The following is a 20,642-nucleotide window of genomic DNA, read 5'->3' as shown; positions in this document are numbered from 1 at the left end:
AACAAAAATGATATTTTTATTTTTCCTTATAAATCAATAACTTATAAAATATCACTCAAAACATTCAACTTGCTCTAACGTGCTTACAAGACGTAAAATCACTGCGTTCATAAATCACGGATAGCCCTACACATGCCCTTTCAGTTCGAGCAGTATTCTTTCGATAGCCAAAGCGGCATGCTCAGCCACGAAGAGAAACCAGAGCAAGCCCTGCGTCATAAAGTAGCAGGGCTACTGCAATATTTGATCGAGCATCAAGACAGAATCGTTAGCAAAGAAGAGCTGTTAGAAAAGCTATGGCACCATGGTGATTACCGCGAAAACTCATTAACTCAAAGCATCCGTGAACTGCGTTTAGCCCTTGACGATAATGCTAAATCGCCCAGCTATATAAAGACGTTTCCACAGCGAGGGTATCAATGGATATGCCCATTAGATGAAGCTCCTTTAATGGACGCCCCACAAGATGAGCCCTCTGATAACCTACCGGCGGAACAGCAAGAGCAGCCAAAACAGCACCGCGGTCGCTTTGCCCGACCCTTGTTTGCATTAATACTATTCATCAGTCTGGCTAGCGGGCTAATATTCAACAGCTTGAACAACGATATTGAAGCGACAAACCCAACAACCAAATCGCTGCTGGTATTGCCTTTTATTAATGCGACCAATGATCCCAGCATGGATTGGCTCGAACATGGGCTATCTGACATGCTCGCCATTGATTTACAACGCAGTAAACCGTTCAACGATTCGCAATTAGAAGTCACGCCACCAGCATTGGCCAATACACTGCTACTCAATTCAGAACTTAATTGGCCAACGTTACCCGTCCATATCCGCAGCTTATTACGTGACCAAAATTTCGATGCCGCATTATTTGCCAGTGTGCGTCTGCACAATGACCAACAAGTGTTTGACTTCAAACTGATTCACGCCGACGGTCGCACCCAACAAGGCAGCATTAGTTACCCATCGCTACCTGCAAATGCACACGCTATTAGCCAGCAGCTGTTGTATTTATTAAGGCCAGGACAAAAGCGTGATATTAAATCCCCCCAAGATGACCCCATTGCCGCACAGGCATTAGCCCAAGGCATGCACGCACTTCAAGAAGAAGGCCCTATAAAAGCCCACAAATACTTTCAAGCTTCTCTCACTATTCAAAATAATAGCGCTTGGACGCGAGCTTGGTTAGCTCGCAGCCTTTATGCCTTAGGTAAATGGAGCGAAGCCGAAAACCAATTCAGTCAAATAACGCTACAGCAGCGACAAGACGACATCAGTCTTGATGCGTTTATTGCTTATTGGTTAGCTGAAATGGCGTATCGGCGTGGGGACGAACAACTTCAATCCATCGTCAATCAAGCAACGATGAAAGCTGAGCAAGCGTTTGTACCAAATCAAATGGCACAAAACTACAGGCTTCAAGCTAACATTGCATGGGAAGCAATGGAGTGGGATAAGCACAGCGTTTGGACGAAAAAAGCTAATCAATTATTTTCTTCAAATAGTGACCTTACAATAGAAGCCGACAAACTGTTTTATCTTGGTAACCCAAGTAACGAAGGCCTAGAAAAGAATCCTAAAAATGATTTATTAATCAATCAAGCAAGACTGCAAAAAGCACTGAATTTTTATCAGCAGCTTAACAATCAACCCATGATTGCGGCCAGCCAATTGGCCATCGCACAAAACTACACCATTGATTTAGCCAGTCGTGAACTCGCCTTAAACCAAGCACTCACACTGTATAGACAACTGCAACAACCATTCGAACTGGCACAAGCATTAATCTATGCAGGCTTTTATCAACTGCAATTACGTAACGGTGAGAAAGCTTTCACTTACTTCAATGAAGCAAAAAATATTGCAGTTGAATTAGGTTCTAAATATTTATTGACTAACAGCGATTTCTATATTGCTTTTGCCATACTTGACCAAGGACTGGACCAAACAGCGTTAAAAGGCCACCCCACTGATCCCATAAAACTGCAACAAGCCATTAACTTGTTAAATAACTTTATTTTAAGCGAACCTGCACCTTGCTTTCGTGCTACTGCGTTAACATTTTTGGGATGGGCACACTCTGATTTAGAAAACTACGATCAAGCGTTAAACGTATTAAATGAAGCAAAAAGGATCTACAAAGAAATTAATATGGAAACCAGTTTTGGTTATGCTAGCTACTCGATTATGCGTATTCACTTAGAACGTGAAAATTATTCCGCTGTCATTGCTATGCGCAGTGATAAAATAACGACTCGCTTACAAGCCAGTTTTTTAGCCCGCGCTTACTATGAAACGAAACAATTTCCTGAAGCAATAGAAACGCTTAACCTGTTTAAAAAACAATACCCCAACATGTGGCAGAAACAGGATGAAAAACGCTTGGTTGATTATCAGAATTCACAGAAAGGGATATTGTCTAAACTTCTCAGTGAACCTAAAGCACACTTGGTTTATTGCGAGTCTGACTGGTTACCATAAAGTCTGAAATTAATGGTATTAAGTGTTAATACCATTAAATAATGTTGCGACACATAGCTCTACTAACTGCTCATCGGTATAACCATGATCTTTTTGCATAGACCACGCAGAATACAAAAGGCCATCGATTAAGTTTACGACCCATAAAGTCGGTAAGTGCTTTGCCACACAGCCTTCGCTTTTGCCGCTATCAATTAGCTGTACCATTTCATCTTGTTGGACCTGAATACGTTGCTGTAACTCAGGGCTTTTTATACTTGATTCATTTACATTCATTAAAAACTGTAATTCTTGATGCAGCGGCAAAATAGCCGCAAATAATAATTCTATGGCGTTTCTTACAGAACGCGCTTGGGTTTCTATATGCTCGGTTTTTGCATCAAATGTCGTTAAGCACTGATCCACAATCGCTTCGATTAAATGCTCTTTACTATCAAAAAGTCGATACAGTGTTGCCCTGCCTACACCAGCCTGCTGCGCTATATCTTTAAACGCGGCATCCGGGTTTTGACTTAACACAGCCATAGCGGTTTGAACAATAGCCGTTGAAGAGCGCTGAATTCTCGCATCAGTACTTTGGTTCATACACTTCCCGAATCTATTTTAAGCCGCTAGTTTATCCGTAAGCTATGATTTTAATAAGGCCCTTTTGCACGCCTGCGCTTTTAGCCATTTCAATAAAGGAGCCACAGCTTACTTGCACGATAATCAATCAAAAGATATGATACACAGATGTCTCATATCTTGCAAAGCCTAATCGGAGCCACGAAATGAAAGGCCTCAAGCTCAAACAGTATCTAAGTATTCTTATTCCACTAGGGCTGCTTGTCATGGTTTTACTATGGCTTAGCGACGACAGCACCCAAGCACCCGGTGCCAAGCAACTTGAACCATCACCCGTTGAGGTATCTGTCATAAATGTTAGTCCACAAGCAGGCGATATCACTGAGCACGCCTCCGGAATTACCATGGCACGCTGGCCGACCAATTTAAATGCCATTGTTTCAGGGCGCGTCGAGTTTATTAATACCCAGTTGCAACCGGGAGAATTAATTACCAAAGGCAGTGTCTTAGTTCGCCAACAAAACCATATTTATAAAGCCGATCTTGCTTCTGCCCAAGCCCGGGTTGCCAATACTCAATTAGAAATCGCTCGAATTAAGAATGAACAATATGTAGCGTCTAAATCCGGCAAAGCCCAGTCGGCTTTTGGCCGCTTCGAACCCCATTTACATGCCGCTAATAGCGAATACTTAGCCGCAAAAGCGGCACAAGATTTAGCCCAACAACAATTAAAAGACAGCCAAACCCTTGCGCCATTTGATGCGGTCATTCTCAGCGATCATCTTTCTCCTGGCCAATGGCTGAATACGGGTGAGCTGCAATATCAAATAGCCGCCAGTATTGCCGTCGATATTAAAGTTGAGCTCTCAGCACAGCAATGGCGTCGGCTGACGCTACAAGAAGGCGGCGCGGTTTCTGTACGCACACCCGATGACAATACTTGGTCTGGCAAAATACGTTACCTAAATCCAATCATGGATCAAACCACGCGTCAACGCAGTATTGTGGTTGAGGTGCTTAATCCTTATCAAGCTGACACGCCATTATTACCTGACCAACAAGTGCAAGTTACGTTTTCTGGCCCTGCATTAGTTAATGTCATAAAAGCACCTGCGTCTGTCATCACCGAAGACGGCAAAGTTTGGAGCCTGACCGAAGGTAAATTACAGCTTGAAGACATTGAGCTATTAGAAGAGAAAGCCGACTATCTACTTTATCGATATAAAAATCAGCCAGACCAATCTCGTCAACTGGTTTTATTTCCATTGAGTTCCATGCTGCAAGGTCAAATAGCAACGGCATTGGTGCAAACTCATCATCCTTTAAATAAAAACCACGAGTAGTCTGATATGAAATTTTTATCACGCTGGTTTTTAGATAACCCAGTCGCCGCTAACTTACTAATGGCTTTTATCTTGATTTCAGGGGTATTGACCTTTAATCAAATTAGAATCGAAAGCTTCCCACAAATAGCCCCAACACAACTGGAAATTTCGGTAACCTATCCCGGTGCGACACCCAAACAAGTAGATCAAGGCATTACCCAACGTATTGAAGAAGCGATCAGTGGCGTTGCGGGCATAAAATCAATCAAAAGTGATTCGTACCGCAGCTATGCCAGCATAACCGTTGAAAAACGAAGCGGTGTCGAACTAGAACGCTTAATCGAAGATGTGCGAAATAAAGTGGATGGCATCATTGGTTTTCCTGAGCAAGCCCAGCGCCCTAAAATTGTCCGTAGCGAATTCGGTAACCTTGCCGCTTATGTGATTGTTTACGGTGGTGAAGATCAAGCGGTACTGCAACAAGTAGCGACTCGATTAGAGCGTGAGTTAAAAAAACACCCTAATATTTCACAAGTCAGTAATACCGGTAAACGCCGACAATTATTACTCATTGAACCTGACTTAGATTTATTAAAGCGTTATCAATTAAGTGTCGATGACCTTGAACATCGTATTCATCAATGGTCTCTGGATTACCGCAGCGGTGAATTAAAAACCGCAAGTGGCAGAATTACATTACGGGGCAGTGAGTACGCCGATAATTTACAAGAGTTAAAAAACTTACCCATCATTGCCACCGCGCAAAGTACGGTCACACTCGGAGCGATTGCCGAAATCAACCGACAATACGAAGACAACGACAGTATTGTTCGTTTTCAAGATAAGCAGGCCATCGCCTTATTAGTGACCACTAGTAAGAAGGACAATTTATTTGACGTCAGTAATTCCATTAAAGAGGTGATTGCTAAAGTGCAGCCTACTCTGCCTGAAGAAATGAAGGTCGATATCATGGCTGACATGACGCCCTATATTAAAGACCAGCTGAATTTAATGGGCACAAACGCATGGCAAGGCTTATTAATCGTACTGATTTTGCTGGGCCTGTTTCTTGAAGTGAAATTAGCATTTTGGGTGGCCATGGGCATACCCATCTCTATCGCAGGTGCCGTCACTCTGATGGGCTTACCGGCTTTTGACTACAGCATTAACGACATCACATTATTCGGCATGATCTTAGTATTAGGTATTTTAGTGGATGATGCCGTGGTCGTGGGGGAAAGCATTCATCAGGCGCGCCAAGAAATTAAAGACCCCAAAGAAGCCGCGTGGAAAGGCGTTGAATCCGTGACCATTGCGACCGTCTTTGGCGTGCTCACCACCATTGCGGCGTTTTCTCCGATGTTATGGATTGAAAATGAGTTGGCAAAAATACTCGCGGGATTTTCGGCGGTGGTTATTTTTGCGCTATTTTTCTCATTAATTGAAAGTAAGTTCATATTACCCAGCCATTTAGCCCATTCGTCGAGTCGTCAATACAATAATGTATTTTCACGATGGTTATTAAAAGCAAGAGGCGGATGTGATAGCGCTTTAAATAGCTTCAGCCATAAATGCTATCAACCTTTATTAAAAATTGCGCTTCATCACAAAGGCGCATCCCTTATTCTATTTTTATGTTTTGTCATTTTCTCGTATGGTCTGCTAATGAAAGGCTCGATCCCAACGGTATTTTTTCCTGAAATACCCGGACGCTATGCCAGCTTGAATATCACTATGGATGAAAACGCCGCGCTTGCACTCACGCAACGTAATACGCATCAACTAGAGTCGGCATTAAGCCAAGCAAGCAAACAGTTAAAGCAAGAGTTTGACCTAGAATACGCACCAATTGAAAAGTACATCGTGGCGATGCCATCTTCTGAAAAAATTGATATCACAGCGGAGCTTAGCCAAGAAGCATTGGCTCACATTCCCAGCGAACGTTTCCTGCAAGTGTGGAAACAACATACTGGCGACATTGAAGGCAGCTACTCCACTAACTACACATTATCTGAGCCGATCGCCGGTGGCACAGCCATCACAATATCCGCGCCCAATCGAGATTTAGCACGCCACGTTGCCGGATTATTAAAAACCGATCTAGCCAAACTCGAAGGTGTCAATAATGTATTTGATGATAGCCAAGGGGGTAAGCGACAATTAACCGCAACCTTAAATCAAAGGGGCAGACAACTGGGTATCAATCAACGTCAATTAGCCACCTTAATGGGCGGTGCATTTGGCGCCATTGAGATACATCGCTTATTAGATGAAGGCGAAGAAACCCTGGTATTGTTACGTTTTTCTGAAAATGAACGCACAAGTATTTCGCAATTAAAATCCACCCCGGTGCATTTGGGCAATGACAGTTATGTGACCTTGGGGGAAATCAGTGAATTCGAATACACCCGTGAACCCGAAGTATTGCATCGCAGAAACCGCAATGAAGTAGTCAGTGTTTTTTGGCGACAAAACCGCACCGTGGCGTCACCAAAAGTCACTTGGGAAAAATTACAAACATCATCTGTTATCAAGCTTCAAAAGTTGTACCCAGACGTTGAGATAAAAGCAGCCGGTGAATTTGAAGAAATAGATGAAGTACAAACTGGCTTTAAAAAAGCCATGTTACTCACCTTATTACTTATTTATGTATTGCTGGCGGTGCCACTTAAATCTTACTGGCAACCTTTCATTATTATGTCAGTGATTCCTTTTGGCTTTGCCGGGGCTATTTTAGGCCATGGCTTAATGGACTTATCGTTTAGTTTGTTATCGATGTTTGGTTTGATGGCTATGACGGGCGTGGTGATTAATGATTCACTCGTTTTAATGACGCGGTTTAATCAACTGCACGACAGCGGCATGAATGTCACCGATGCCTTAATTGAAGCAGGCAGAAGTCGACTCAAGGCTATATTCCTAACAACAGTTACCACCGTCTGTGGCCTTATCCCACTATTATTAGAAACGTCCGAACAAGCACAATACTTAAAGCCAGCGGCTGTCTCATTAGTATTTGGCGAACTATTTGCGACACCGATTACACTAATATTGATTCCGGTTTTATTAAAATTCGGACGTTATAAAACCAACAAAAACCACTCGATTTTAGACAACGCAAGTGAAAACCAAGGTTAAAAGAATGAATGAATCTGCATTAAAAGAAGCTGTATTTAGAGAGCCCCCTGAATGGGGCTGGTTTATTGGCATTAGCATTAGCATTATGTCTATCCGTGAAATCATCAATGGTCATTATCTTGGCCTGCTCACCGGCGTACCGTTTTTGCTTGTGGCTGTTTTAGCCAATCGAAAAGTACATTTACCACTGTGGGCAATGTTTACGCTGGGTGCATTGGTTAATTTTATATTGGCGGTAACGGGACATATTCAATATATATCCGCCATTATCTATTTATTACTGATTGTGTATGGGGGTGATGAAACAAGAAAGGCGTATCTAAATAAGGGCTGCTTATAAATTGAGTCGATAAAACAACACAATAACCAATACAAACAATACCGCCGATACACTTTGCCAAAATGCAATTGGGTTACGTTCCAGTAGTGGCCCTTTTGCTTGGTTTAGCATTTTATCTGTCGGATGGCGTAAATCATAAATGAACTCTGACAGCTCTTGATAACGTAAATGAGGCTGAATATGAGTGGCTTTTTTGAGTACCGAATCCAGCCAAGCAGGTAAATCACGCTTATCATCCAGAACACTTTTATATTTAAGTTTCAATTGCGCATAACGACTTTTACAACGAGCAACTTCAGCGCCATACGGTAACTCGCCTTTTAGCATATGGTAGGTAATGACGCCCAATGAAAATATATCCGAAGCATTACGGCCACCCTCACCCATAAAATATTCAGGCGCCATAAATTGCGCAGTGCCTAAGCTTTGGCTTCGAATCAAAGGGCTATTTATTTCTAAGATACCCGCTACTTTTGCCGAACCAAAATCGATCAATTTTACTTGTCCATAGGCATCGATCAGGATATTTTCTGGTCTGCAATCTTGATGTAGCATTTCTAAACGATGAAATGCTTGTAGCCCTTTTGCGATTTGCTCGACAATAACTCTAACCGACTCTAAATCGGGTTTAGGATTATCACGCATCCATTGTGTCAGGGTTCGCCCTGGTACATATTCCATAACACTATAAATGAAGCTCTTTTTTTCTTGTTCTGGTGACTTTACGACATGAGGATTATTTAAGCGCTGAGCAATCCAGTCTTCCATTAAAAAACGATCAAGGTAGGCCGTGTCTTTTTGTTGTTCAACGGATGGAATTTTTACCACCACCTGCTCAGATGGGTCATAACAATTTTCGGCTAAATAGACATGGCTACGACTGCTCACATAAAGTGATCGAATAATATGCCAATTGTCAATCGTTGCACCGACATCTAATGGGGGTGAAAAAGGCAATTGTGTTAGTTGTTCAAATAATTCAATTTCACTTTGTAACGGTAATTCATCGATACAAATAATTTGTGCCGTTAAATTATCGGTACTGCCATGTTTGATTGCTTGCTGTACAAATATTTGTGCCGCTTGATCTAATGTTTGAGCATATTCACGCACTGTCGATTGCATGAATGCACCCGATATATGTTCATAAACCCCGTCTGTCATTAATAGAAATACATCACTATTTTTAAGTGGTACACAGGTGTAATCCATCTCTAAATATGGATGAAAGCCCATGGCTCGACTTAGGTAATCTTCATGCTCAGAAATACGCACCCGATGATCTTGCGTCAATTGCTCTAACTCATTATCACGCAGTCGATAAACACGACAATCACCCACATGAAAAATATGAGCCGTCGTAGATTTTAATATAATCGCGCTCAGTGTGCACACATATCCTTTATTAAAGTCGCTGCGATATTGACTACGCCGAGTCTGCCCATGTAGCCAAGAGTTAGTGGCATTCAACACTTTATGCACACTGGTTTTTACGGACCACGCCTGAGAGGTGCAATAATAATCTTCCATCAAGGCATGCACAGATGCCGCACTGGCTTCTTGGCTCACTTGAGAGCTGCTAATGCCATCCGCTAACGCAATGGCAATACCTTTTGTGCTTAATAATGAATCTGACGGCGTAGAAACGCCATGAAAATCCTGATTAATGGGCTTAACGCCTTTATCACTAAACTGGCCAAACGATATAGATAAACGCTTAGGCATAGGTGCTCACTTTAACAATGCCAGCAATGAGCACTGGCATATTTATTTTTATTATTAATAAGATTTGTACGGTAAAAATTTGCCACTCATGGTGATCGATACTCGATCCCCTTTAGGGTCAGCTTCACGTTGCAAGTCCATATTAAAGTCAATTGCACTCATAATTCCATCACCAAATTCTTCATGAATCAGCGCTTTAAAGGTTGAGCCATACACATTAATTAATTCGTAAAAACGGTAGATAAGAGGATCCGTCGGCACCGCTGTTGGTAATGAGCCTTTATATGGAACCACCTGTAATTGCAGCACAGCGTCTTCTGGTAACGCTAACATTTCGCCGACGGTACCTGCTTGTTGCTTAGTTAATGTCATTTGTCCTAACAATGCAGCCGTTGCCCATTCTTTACTTTGGCCAATTGCATCCGCTAATTCTGGCCATGTCAATTCTTTGCGCTGTTTTTGTAAAACAATCAATTCGGTTACTTCATCGCGCGTCATCACATTGTCCTTATTTAAGCATTAAATGAAAACCGTCTTTCTATAAAAGACGGTCAACTTTATTTAACTATTAAGCGGCTTGTTCTGTACCTCTCACCACAGGCGCACGCTTAGCACCCGTACGTACATGCGTGGTATAAAGGGTTAAACCTGTGAATGCTAAACCACCAACTAAGTTACCAAGTGCAGTTGGGATTTCGTTCCAAATTAAGTAATCACTAACCGAAAATTCACCTCCCATAATGATCCCGAATGGGAATAAAAACATGTTAACAACTGAGTGTTCAAAGCCCATGTAAAAGAATAAGAAAATAGGCATCCACATGGCGATCACTTTGCCAGATACGTTTGTTGAAATCATCGCGCCAACAACACCTAACGACACCATCCAGTTGCACAACATGCCACGAATAAAAATAGTGAACCAACCTGCAACACCATACTCAGCATACCCAAGAGTACGCGCTTCACCGATGCCCGCAATCTTAGCGCCAATGGCACCTGCATCAACATTAAAACCATATGTAAAAATAAAGGCCATCATAAAAGCAACGGTTAATGCGCCAGCAAAGTTACCTACAAAAACCAAGCCCCAGTTACGTAAAACACCCTTTACAGTCACACCTGGTCGTTTATCTAAAAGCGCTAATGGTGCTAACACAAAAACCCCTGTTAACAGGTCAAAACCCATTAGGTAAAGCATACAAAAACCAACGGGAAATAAAATGGCCCCCAGCAAAAATGAACCTGTTTGCACTGCAATCGTAATCGCAAATACTGCGGCCAAGGCTAATATAGCGCCAGCCATAAAGCCCCTTATTAAAGTATCACGGGTCGACATAAAGACTTTCGACTCGCCTGCGTCCACCATTTTGGTGACAAACTCGGAAGGCATTAAATAGGACATAGGTCTCTCCTAGAGATTAACTCAGTTTTATAATAACAAGCGAACGTCACTCGAATCTAACTAGGGTTTTGCAACAAGCATTCCAGTCTTACATTTTTTAAAAAAGCGAGGTAATAGAGGGGGTTAATACGGTATTGGATTTAATAACAAGAAAAAATGATTCATTTAAGTTCAAGTAAAATCAAGCAGGCATTAAATCAGTGCGCATTGCATAAAGGACGAGTAACTAAAAACATCAAGGGTGCACCAATATAGATGCAACTTAGGCATTAAGATGGGAAGGTATAAATGAAAAACTGAGATTACGAAAAATCAATATAAATCAATCCATTAGATTAAACATAATCACATCACGGCAGGTGGTGTACTTGAAAGGTATTTTTCGAGCATGAGTCTTAAGCTATCTTGTTTCAAAGGTTTAGTAAGGTAGTCATTCATCCCTGATTCTTGCGCACGCTCAAGGTCTTCTTTTAACGCATTTGCTGATAACCCACATATGATGACGTTATCAATACCACATGCCCTGACAGTTTTAGTGGCGGTATAGCCATCCATTTTTGGCATTTGTACATCCATAAACACTAAATCATAGTCTTTGCTCTTAATAGCCTCGACGGCTTGTATGCCATCTTCAGCTAGATCAAACGTCACCCCTAAGCTTTCTAACATATCACCAGCAACGATTTGGTTTATTGCATTATCTTCAACTAATAAAACATGGCCAGATATTACACACTTAGTTTTAGCCACATTAACCTGAGTTTTAGAGTCTTTGACTTTTAATCCCAGTATACGTTTAAAGAATATTTGATACTGCTTTGGTGAAAAAGGGTGCTGCAATATTTCAACTTGATCTAATTCTTTGAGTTTTTCTTTTTCAGCGCTTTCATTTGAATTTAGTATACAAAATAACTTTGTGTTTGCATCTATACAGCGTGTAATCGTCAACGTATCTAATGCTTGCATTCCTTCAAATATGATGAGCTTATGCTCTGGTAAGGCACAAATAAAATTAGAATCCCCTCGAAATTGACTCAAGTCTTCTAATGTCACATTAAGGTCTTCTAATACATACTTAAGCGCTGAAGGCTTGCCATTACGACCAACATAATGCACTACTGGTGACGTTTGTTCTAATGGCGCCAGTACAGGTGCAGTATTGAGTGACTCACAACTTATACGTACGAACACACTGGTTCCTACGCCTACATCTGACTCAACCTTAATAACACCGCCCATCAACTTAACAAGTTGCTCAACAATGGTAAGACCCAACCCTGTTCCACCATACTTACGACTAATTGACCCGTCCGCTTGTGTAAAAGATTCAAAAATGGATTCTACTTGCTGCGGACTCATGCCAATACCGGTGTCATGAACACTAAAACAAAACATGTTGTCGATATAATCAAACTTAATGGCAATGCTGCCGCCTTGATCGGTAAACTTAATAGAGTTACTGCACAAGTTGAGCAACACCTGACTTATTCTGAGCGGATCGCCCTTTAGTATTTTTGGTACAATTGGCGTGACCCAAACTTTAAAATCTAATGATTTGTCTTTTACCCTAACTAACATTGAAGAAATGACATTTTCAATAACACTATTGACATCAAACTCGACTGATTCTATTTCCATCTTGCCCGCTTCAATTTTAGAGAAATCTAAAATATCATTTATGACGTTCATCATAATTTGGCCCGAATAGGCAATGCGGTCTAAATATCGTCTTTGTTTACTAGTCAAATCTGTTTTTAATACCAGGTCAACCAGCCCAACAATGCCGTTCATTGGCGTGCGTATCTCGTGACTCATATTAGCTAGAAACATGCTTTTTGATTCGGCGGCCATTTCTGCTTTTTTCTTTTCTTCTTCTAATTGAATGTTTAACACCTCTTGATTGGCGATCATATCTTGAGACTCAACCAGTAATTTTTGTGTTAATCTATTATTTTGATGAAATACCTCGGCTGCTCTTGCTAGATTGCCAATTTCATTTTTGGCATTTGTATTAGGAATGACACTAATATCATCACCTCGAGATAAAACATTAAAAACATCTGTAATGTTTTTAATTGGCAATAGAATTCTTCTCGACAAAAACCAAGTAATGGATAATATAATCAACATAAATAGACTACTAACAACACCGTTTACAAACTGTGCATTGCGCGACGATATATCCGCTAACCTCTCCATTTCATTTTGCTTTATAATGGCGTTTTCTCTTATCTTTTTAGTTAAAAATAAAAACTCGTTTGCTGATCCGGCCATAACCACGTTAACCAAATACAAATAGCCTCTATTCAATTGAATTAGACGCCTAAATTCTTTTTTTATTACGTTCAAAGTATCAATTTTATTTTCATTTTTAACCGCATCTAGCTTATTAGTAAATTCATGAATAACACGATTAAACTTACTAATTTCTTCTGGGTCTAAACTTTGTAAGTAACTATTCATGTTTTGGCTAAGTTCAAAAACATAATTCTGCATCATTACGGATAATGACTGGTTATTATTTATATTGTTCTCTAAATTTTTAATTCTATTCTCTATTAGTTCAATAGAGGCTTGCTGCTGGGCTTTAGCGGTAATAACAGAGGTGAAATTATCTTCATAATCTTGAATGTGTGACACCATACGGGAGAAAATTTCTTTTCCAACTAAAAAAGAATCATCGCTCCCCACATCACCTGATAAATCATTAATACGATCATTCACATTTTCAATCACCGTATGAAACCGATGTATCGAACTATCACTGCCTGTTTCTTTGTATATAAGAAGGTTGCGCTGCAGATCAATGACATCACGCTCAAGCTCGTATATCACTCCTACATTATGGTGTGATTGAGATAAAACAACTTGGTTTTTAATAAGAGTTGAAAAACTGTAATGTGCAGAAAAAACTTTTATCAATAATGTAATCGTTAAAAAAAGCAAAACAATATTGACTTGTGTATGCAGCGAACGTATTTGCATCAACTGTCCCTAAGCGCTAATAAACTCATACCACTTTTGTAAACTGTAATCATATGTGGGCATAACAGTGTTCCAAACCGCTACATTACTTAAGCGCTGTTGATAACTCCCGCCTGTGCGCATATCCCCTTTTTGCACGGATATTTCGCCATCGGTGCCTTTTAATGACTCTGATGCAATTTTACCTTCATACCAATAATTCCACTCCGCTTTAGATAAGTAAGATCGAGAACGTTGTGGGTTTGAAATGTAATAACCTTGTCGAGCAATAAAGGCACCTGGCCAGCCTGATAACCACCAGTTCATGTATTCGTAAGCGACATCTTTTGCTTTGCCCTGTGTGGCAGATGATAAGCACATAACACCATGCCAACCTCGATACCCTTCTTTTGGTGCCGCGTATCTGACAGGCACACCTTGACCGTTTAATGCAGAAACAGCCGGGCTAAACATGCTCTCAATGACCACTCGCTCAGAGGCCATGAAGTTGACTGACTCCGGCACCGAGGTCCAAAACCCACTAAAGTGGCCTTCTTTCTTCATTTTTATTAGCACATTAAATAGTTGGTCAAGCTCCACTTTGGTAATAGCACCAATATCTTGAATTTTTACTAAGCCTTTCGCTTGAGCCGCTAACGCTAAATCGAAAATACCAATCGTTGGCGCGTTAACAATGGCGACTTTTCCTGCATATTTTCTATCAAGTAGCCAACCCCAGCTTTCTGTTTCATATGCAATACCAGGCGTAATCACATTCGTGTTATAACCAAATGAATCGACGTTGTGCACATAAGGTAAATAACTAACACGTTCGCTAGGTGTTAAGCCGATTTCATCATTGTCTTGAACATAAAGAATTTTATGCGGAGCATCGCCTGCCCCCATCCGAGCGCTGGGCGTTAGCTTACCTGTTTTAGATAGGTCATTGATCTCATTCCAGTTAGTAATTCGCTGAGTATCAATACTTTGAATAGAGCCAGACTGCCACAGCACATTAATGCTATTGGACCACTGCTCATATAAATCAAACGAATGGGGAGAGATAGAGGCTTTTTGCAGCACGGCTGCACTGCCTCTGGGTTCGAACACAAGGTTAATACCAAGGTCTTGCATGGCTTGCTGTCGAATTTCTTCTTGCAGCGTAACGTGTGTGCCCAATACCCTTAATGTATGCGTTTTTTTGGCAAATACATAAGGTGCCTTAGCCGCGATGCAAGTGGCAGCACCAGCTTTTGCTATGGTTGCCAGAGTATTACGTTTATTGATATCAAAAGGCTGTGCCATTAGCTGACTCGTACATATAAAAGATACTTATCAGTATAGACAGTGCACATCGAAAGCAAGTTGGTTAGATTGCCTGTTAAACGCTACCAACGAAACGAGACACCCTCTTTATCCAGCTGGTTTTGTAGCTCTTTGAAACCTTCTAGCTCTTGAATGAGTCGGCTCTTGTCTTGAGCTGCGACCGTTTGCCAATGGACATCTTCGACAGCCCCCACCAGTGCATACAAAAAATTCAAACTTACTCGTTTCTGTTGAAACGTCTGTAATTGTAAATAAGCCGCAACTGGCCCTATTTTTTTTAAGGCCTCTGGCGAGTCGATGCCTGCGTCAATCAATTGTTGCGCGGACTTAGGTCCAAGCCCTTTCATGTCCTGTAACCGCATAATTAGCACATTTCAATAAATTCAGGCATCGCTTTGATTCTTTCGATCCATGACAAAATATGTGGGTACATTGATAATTCAAATCCACCTTCATGAGCAACATGGGTGTAAGCAAATAAGCTTATGTCGGCAATAGAGTATGATTGACCAACAAAATAATCAGTTTGGGATAAATGTTCATTCATAACACGTAATGCATTATGCCCACCTGATTGCTTTGCGTGATATTCCGCTTCGCGCTCTTTTGGTAGCCCAAGATATTTATTAATATAGCGCGCCGTCGCAATATAAGGTTCATGGCTATATTGCTCAAAAAACTGCCACTGTAAAACCTTTGCTTTTAACAAGTTATCACTGGGCAATAGTGCCGTTTCATACGCTAAATAATTAAGTATAGCGTTAGATTCACATAAGTATTCGTCATTTTCTATTTTTAAAACAGGAATGCGAGTATTCGGATTCATTTTTTTAAAATCTGAGCCATGGGTTTCTTGTTTCAAGATATCCACATGCGCCCATTCGTGCGGAATATTTAAATACGAAAGCAACAACTTAATTTTATAACAGTTACCCGACATCATATCGCCATAAACGGTATACATAAACGAACTCCTATGACTAACTGGTTTATCCGATGGGCTATTCTAGCCGCCTAGCAGAGGTAAGTGTTTGATAGTGTGATATTTCAACGCTTTTGCTAAGCAGTCTTTCAAGGGGATAATATTAAGCTCTGTGTTTAAGGGCAGTAGAATGGCGCGATGACCTTGATAGATAAAGTCATCGGGATACAGTTGTTGGAAGGTTTCAACCAAACTAGAGTTACACGTAAAGTAAAGCCCACAATATTCAGGACTTTTTTCTTTCCAATCCATTCTTATGGTACTGCCTTTCTTTGCTAAGTAACTAGGTTCCCCCCATTTTAAACATTCTTCAAGTGAACCTAATTGATCCTGTTCGGCAATATCAAAAATTAAACAGCGCACAGCTAATAGTGTTTGTTTTGCTGCTTTAGGATAGGTATCAAATTTTGCTTTAACTGACTTATCCATTTATCACCTTGTTAATCAGGATACTTATATATTCTAGCTTGGAACATCGCTTTTATTTACATCTTTTTTATTAGAGAGCTGCCGAGCGCGTGTTTGATCGTCTTTATCTTTATCCAAGCCATTTTGCTCTAAATGACTATTTGGTGAATACACTACCCGAGTTAATAATGGAAAGTGATCTGAGCCAATCGATGGCATACGTTTAATAAAATCAAGGGTGAAATGATCACTGTGAAACAGATGATCCAGCGGCCAACGTAAAAAAGGGTAACTAGCATGAAAGGTATTAAACATGCCTCGCCCAACACGCGGGTCTAATAAACCACTCACTTTACGGAACAAGCGCGTTGTCGATGACCAAGCCACATCATTTAAATCCCCCGTTACAATAACGGGTTCTTTAGTATCACTGACACTTCGTGCTAAAACAGCCAGCTCGGCATCACGTTCTGACGATTCTGTATTTTCTGTTGGGCTGGGCGGGGCTGGGTGTATAAAGTGCACTCGAATAACATCGCCAGATTTAAGCGTCAAATTAGCATGCATTGACGGCACATCGTCTTCAACTAAAAATAAAATGCTTTTTTCTGTTAATGGTAGCTTTGAATAAACATGCATTCCGTATAAATTTTCCAAGGGGCATTTCATGCAATGGGGCATTTTAGTTTCTAGTACTTGTAGCTGCTCTTCCCACCAATGGTTAGATTCGAGCGTCACTAAAATATCTGGGGAATTTTCATTAACCAGACTAATCAACGCATCGCTGTTTTTATTCGGCGCTAACACATTGGATGTTAAAATGGTTAATGTATGATCATCATTACCCTGCGATGCAGATTTCACTTCATTAGGCCAAATGGGTGTATAAGGTAATACCCACCATAATTGCCAAACCACACACAGGCCCGTCAGGCTAATCAGTGTCATTGAGAGTGGATCTATACCCTCTAAAATAAAACACTGGTAAATAAAAGAAACCATTGCGAGAATCGCAATTTGAAAACGAGGAAAGTCCAGTACCCTAATGATCCAATGCGGGTGCTGCCATAAAGGTAAAAAAGTGAATAACACAATCACAATTGTAAATAAAATAAGCGCCGTTAACATATATCACCAAACATAAAAACCTAGCTGATTTAGCATAAGGCGTTTTAGGCTATACTGGCGCTGCGTATAAATCAATTATTCTGCCATTTATATCGACGAAACTGAGACCATTAACACATCACTTTCGACCCACATACTGACATTTAACCCCTTAATTGTCAGTTGTAAAGGAACATCACCTGAGTGTAATTTAGGCATTGTCCCAAATTTTTTCTGATCATAAGGCACTTGATATAAGGTAGCACGCGTATGATCAGGGTAACCATAGCGTAACTGCGCGGCCGTCACCCCTTGAATAGAGCAATAGCGACCACCTTGCATACCTTGCTCAGAAAAATGACTCGACTGCACCAATGAAAAATCTAAGTCATCAAATTGTCCTCGTAAGCTCGATACGGTATTGCCTGTAAACTCCAGTGGTTTCATTTTAATGTGGTTGATCGCCACTTCTTCGGCAATATTGTAAATATGTTGCTCATAAGCCATTTGATTGTGATTTATCAAAGGTGTTACATCATTACGCCAAATCAATAAAGCCAGTAGAACACTTGCCGATAATGCAAACATAAGACGCATAGATACCGCTGCTTTGTCTTGAGTGCGATTTTTTTTATGCTCAGGCTGTGACTGTAATAAAGCCTCAAATCTTGCGTACTGCTTATCAGTTAGTCGTTGATGTTTAAAATGTTCTTGGCTTGCATCTTTAAAGGGTTGTTTCATATTTAATAGCCCTCTTCTTTAGAACTAAGTGAGCGATGAATGGTTTTCAGTTTTTCTTTAATTCTAAATAATCGAGACAGTATCGTGCCTCTTGGCTGACCTGTTTCTTCGACAATTTCACTGGTGGTAAACCCTAACACCGACCATAGATACAACAGTTCTTTTTCACCAACAGATATACACTGCATGAGTTGATCTACTTGATGTTGGTCTACATAACTTTTTTCGAGATCAGTTGTGGATAACAACATGGGGTGATCGTCTAAAGTGTCAAATGCAATACGATTTTTATGGCGGCAATCATCAATAAATTGATTGCGAATCGCCTTACGTGTATACGCTTGAGTAAATTCAATTTCGGTGTGCGCTAATTTTTTAATCATGCGTTCAATAACTGTGTGCAGTAAATCTTCAGCATCATGGCTATTGCTTGTGAGTGAATACGCATATTGATACAGCTTATCAAGCTCCTTTCTATTAAACATCAGTGGGCCTATTCATTTTAAACCCTGTGATCCAGCCTTGAGCAATCCATTGTGAAATATTGCTAACTTGATTTTCAAGCTCTGCATTGTCTAGTATTTGATGAATACTCACGCCTGATTCAAGCATGCTTAATAATTTAAATTGATATTGCGTTAACTTAAATATTTTTCCATGATGATGCTCTTTAGCAATGCAAAAATAATTGAATTGCTTTTGAGCTGTATGACGGCCTGCTTTATTGTCAGCTGAATTTTTATTCAATAGGCTATTAAGGTCATAATAGGATTGCATCAGCATGAGTTGAGGGCTGGCATATAAATATACTTGAGCCGCTTGCTCAGGCGATAATTTTTGATAGGCAACAAAATCAAACTGGGCATCATCTTCAATATAATATAACTCATGACAATGCCACTGCGCCTGACTTAACTCTATTACCAGTTCATATCGATCAGACTGTATATTCAGTTCTTTACAGGTGGTACGGCCTTTTTCTCGCTTAAGCCATGCCGAAAAAGAATGCCCATATTGATTAAGATTTAATGTATTCAACGGATGCGCGCATAAGTAGAGTTTAACCAGCGAATAAAAGACATCTTCACCTAAAACTTGCTTACAGCACGCGTAAGCATTACTCATACAAGCAATCAAAGCATGGTATTGGTTTTGCTGATACACCCTAAGCAGCCCTGCCGAAGGCGCCATTAATGATGGTGACGTATCAGCCAGTAACGTTGCTTGCCAGTGCGACAGAGACATGGAAGGGTGCGTTTGTAGTGACATTATCCAAACTCCGATCTCTTTTTTATATTATCAGTAAAGCACAGTGCATCGAGTCGTGTTTGCGCTTGTTTTTGTTCACTTGCTAATACCTGCCAAGCTGGCAGTTTTGTATCCCACTCTATTAATGTAGGTACTGGGCCATTTTGCGCAATAAAAGCATCAAATAAACGCCATACTGTTTCACCGACACGCTGGCCGTGGCTATCTAATAAATAATCACCTTTATCTTCATGACCGGCTAGGTGAATTTGTTGCACTGCGTGACTGGGGATCTGTTTAAAATAATCATCAACTGATTCGCCTAAATTAAAACAGGATACCAGTACATTATTAATATCGAGTAACAACCCACAACCGGATTCAGCCACCACTGCGGCTAAAAATTCGGCTTCTGTGAGCGTGTTATCAGGGCAAGCAACATAGGCCGATATGTTTTCAAGCAGCATTTGCTCACCCAATATATCTTGCACGATTTTAATTCGTTCACTTAAATAGCAAACCACGTCTTGTGTATAAGGCAAAGGAAACAAATCCGCGGCGAATAAACCTTGGGCACTGGAAAAACTGCAATGCTCTGAATACCACTTTGCACCAGTACGCGCTTTAAAATCGTTTACTTTTTTTATGTAGGTAAGATCCAAGGGATCAATCGACCCTAACGATAAACCAACCCCGTGCAACACCACAGGGTAGCGCTCAGTAATGGCGTCCATTAAGTGAACATTTAAACCGCCATCCACCAGCCAGTTATCCACCAAGACTTCAAACCACGGTATATCCGGGTTTTCTTGTAGGATCGTTTGTATATGAGGCACTCTTAGCCCGACACCCGCACCTGAGATAACTGACGGCTGATTCATG

Annotated in this window: 18 protein-coding genes; 4 read left to right on the top strand and 14 right to left on the bottom strand. The window is 40.8% G+C overall.

Annotated features, from left to right (window positions below):
• The first annotated feature begins 132 nt into the window (after positions 1-132).
• On the top strand, positions 133-2,487 hold the full coding sequence (locus ACU6U9_RS10435; RefSeq protein ID WP_446734953.1) for a winged helix-turn-helix domain-containing protein: 2,355 nt from the start codon (positions 133-135) through the stop codon (positions 2,485-2,487).
• A gap of 18 nt (positions 2,488-2,505) precedes the next feature.
• Here ACU6U9_RS10435 and ACU6U9_RS10430 read toward each other — a convergent pair whose 3' ends face one another.
• Positions 2,506-3,072: a TetR/AcrR family transcriptional regulator gene (locus tag ACU6U9_RS10430; protein WP_446734952.1), complete on the bottom strand. Its 567-nt coding sequence runs from the start codon at positions 3,070-3,072 to the stop codon at positions 2,506-2,508.
• A gap of 185 nt (positions 3,073-3,257) precedes the next feature.
• Here ACU6U9_RS10430 and ACU6U9_RS10425 point away from each other — a divergent pair, with 185 nt between their 5' ends.
• From ACU6U9_RS10425 to ACU6U9_RS10415, 3 genes are read left to right on the top strand one after another with little or no spacing between them, the layout of a single operon-like run.
• On the top strand, positions 3,258-4,394 hold the full coding sequence (locus ACU6U9_RS10425; RefSeq protein WP_446734951.1) for an efflux RND transporter periplasmic adaptor subunit: 1,137 nt from the start codon (positions 3,258-3,260) through the stop codon (positions 4,392-4,394).
• Between the two features lie 6 nt (positions 4,395-4,400).
• Positions 4,401-7,514 carry an efflux RND transporter permease subunit gene (locus ACU6U9_RS10420; protein ID WP_446734950.1) on the top strand — a complete coding sequence of 1,038 codons (3,114 nt, stop codon included), beginning with the start codon at positions 4,401-4,403 and terminating at the stop codon, positions 7,512-7,514.
• A gap of 4 nt (positions 7,515-7,518) precedes the next feature.
• A complete protein-coding gene (locus ACU6U9_RS10415) occupies positions 7,519-7,854 on the top strand; it encodes a hypothetical protein (RefSeq protein ID WP_446734949.1) in 336 nt (111 codons plus the stop codon).
• Here ACU6U9_RS10415 and ACU6U9_RS10410 read toward each other — a convergent pair.
• From ACU6U9_RS10410 to bufB, 13 genes are all read right to left on the bottom strand, one after another.
• Positions 7,849-9,579 carry a protein kinase domain-containing protein gene (locus ACU6U9_RS10410; protein ID WP_446734948.1) on the bottom strand — a complete coding sequence of 577 codons (1,731 nt, stop codon included), beginning with the start codon at positions 9,577-9,579 and terminating at the stop codon, positions 7,849-7,851. The two genes, ACU6U9_RS10415 and ACU6U9_RS10410, sit on opposite strands and share 6 nt — an antisense overlap.
• A 54-nt stretch (positions 9,580-9,633) precedes the next feature.
• Positions 9,634-10,077, bottom strand: coding sequence for a cyanase (gene cynS, locus ACU6U9_RS10405; protein WP_446734947.1), 444 nt, complete (start codon positions 10,075-10,077; stop codon positions 9,634-9,636).
• 70 nt (positions 10,078-10,147) lie between these two features.
• Positions 10,148-10,984, bottom strand: coding sequence for a formate/nitrite transporter family protein (locus tag ACU6U9_RS10400; protein ID WP_446734946.1), 837 nt, complete (start codon positions 10,982-10,984; stop codon positions 10,148-10,150).
• A gap of 345 nt (positions 10,985-11,329) precedes the next feature.
• Complete coding sequence (locus ACU6U9_RS10395) at positions 11,330-13,969, bottom strand: ATP-binding protein (protein WP_446734945.1); 2,640 nt, start codon at positions 13,967-13,969, stop codon at positions 11,330-11,332.
• A gap of 9 nt (positions 13,970-13,978) precedes the next feature.
• Positions 13,979-15,253 carry an ABC transporter substrate-binding protein gene (locus ACU6U9_RS10390; RefSeq protein WP_446734944.1) on the bottom strand — a complete coding sequence of 425 codons (1,275 nt, stop codon included), beginning with the start codon at positions 15,251-15,253 and terminating at the stop codon, positions 13,979-13,981.
• 83 nt (positions 15,254-15,336) lie between these two features.
• Entirely contained in the window at positions 15,337-15,636 is a 300-nt protein-coding gene (locus tag ACU6U9_RS10385; protein WP_446734943.1) for a TfoX/Sxy family protein, read from the bottom strand.
• A gap of 2 nt (positions 15,637-15,638) precedes the next feature.
• Positions 15,639-16,238: a glutathione S-transferase family protein gene (locus tag ACU6U9_RS10380; RefSeq protein WP_446734942.1), complete on the bottom strand. Its 600-nt coding sequence runs from the start codon at positions 16,236-16,238 to the stop codon at positions 15,639-15,641.
• 42 nt (positions 16,239-16,280) lie between these two features.
• Positions 16,281-16,685 (bottom strand): DUF1801 domain-containing protein, encoded by a 405-nt coding sequence (locus tag ACU6U9_RS10375; protein ID WP_446734941.1) that lies wholly within the window; start codon positions 16,683-16,685, stop codon positions 16,281-16,283.
• A 33-nt stretch (positions 16,686-16,718) separates the two neighbouring features.
• Positions 16,719-17,792, bottom strand: a complete 1,074-nt coding sequence (locus tag ACU6U9_RS10370) for an endonuclease/exonuclease/phosphatase family protein (RefSeq protein WP_446734940.1) — start codon at positions 17,790-17,792, stop codon at positions 16,719-16,721.
• Between the two features lie 87 nt (positions 17,793-17,879).
• Positions 17,880-18,512 (bottom strand): hypothetical protein, encoded by a 633-nt coding sequence (locus tag ACU6U9_RS10365; RefSeq protein WP_446734939.1) that lies wholly within the window; start codon positions 18,510-18,512, stop codon positions 17,880-17,882.
• 2 nt (positions 18,513-18,514) lie between these two features.
• Entirely contained in the window at positions 18,515-18,997 is a 483-nt protein-coding gene (locus tag ACU6U9_RS10360) for an RNA polymerase sigma factor (protein ID WP_446734938.1), read from the bottom strand.
• The gene (locus ACU6U9_RS10355) at positions 18,990-19,781 is read right to left on the bottom strand and encodes an HvfC/BufC family peptide modification chaperone (protein ID WP_446734937.1); all 792 of its coding nucleotides are present in this window, start codon (positions 19,779-19,781) and stop codon (positions 18,990-18,992) included. Before ACU6U9_RS10355 ends, ACU6U9_RS10360 begins: the two co-directional genes overlap by 8 nt.
• Positions 19,781-20,641 carry an MNIO family bufferin maturase gene (gene bufB, locus ACU6U9_RS10350; RefSeq protein ID WP_446734936.1) on the bottom strand — a complete coding sequence of 287 codons (861 nt, stop codon included), beginning with the start codon at positions 20,639-20,641 and terminating at the stop codon, positions 19,781-19,783. Before bufB ends, ACU6U9_RS10355 begins: the two co-directional genes overlap by 1 nt.
• Between the last annotated feature and the right edge of the window lies 1 nt (position 20,642).

The sequence above is a fragment of the Pseudomonas sp. HK3 genome (genome assembly GCF_052920985.1).
This window is presented reverse-complemented; position numbering and strand designations above follow the sequence as displayed.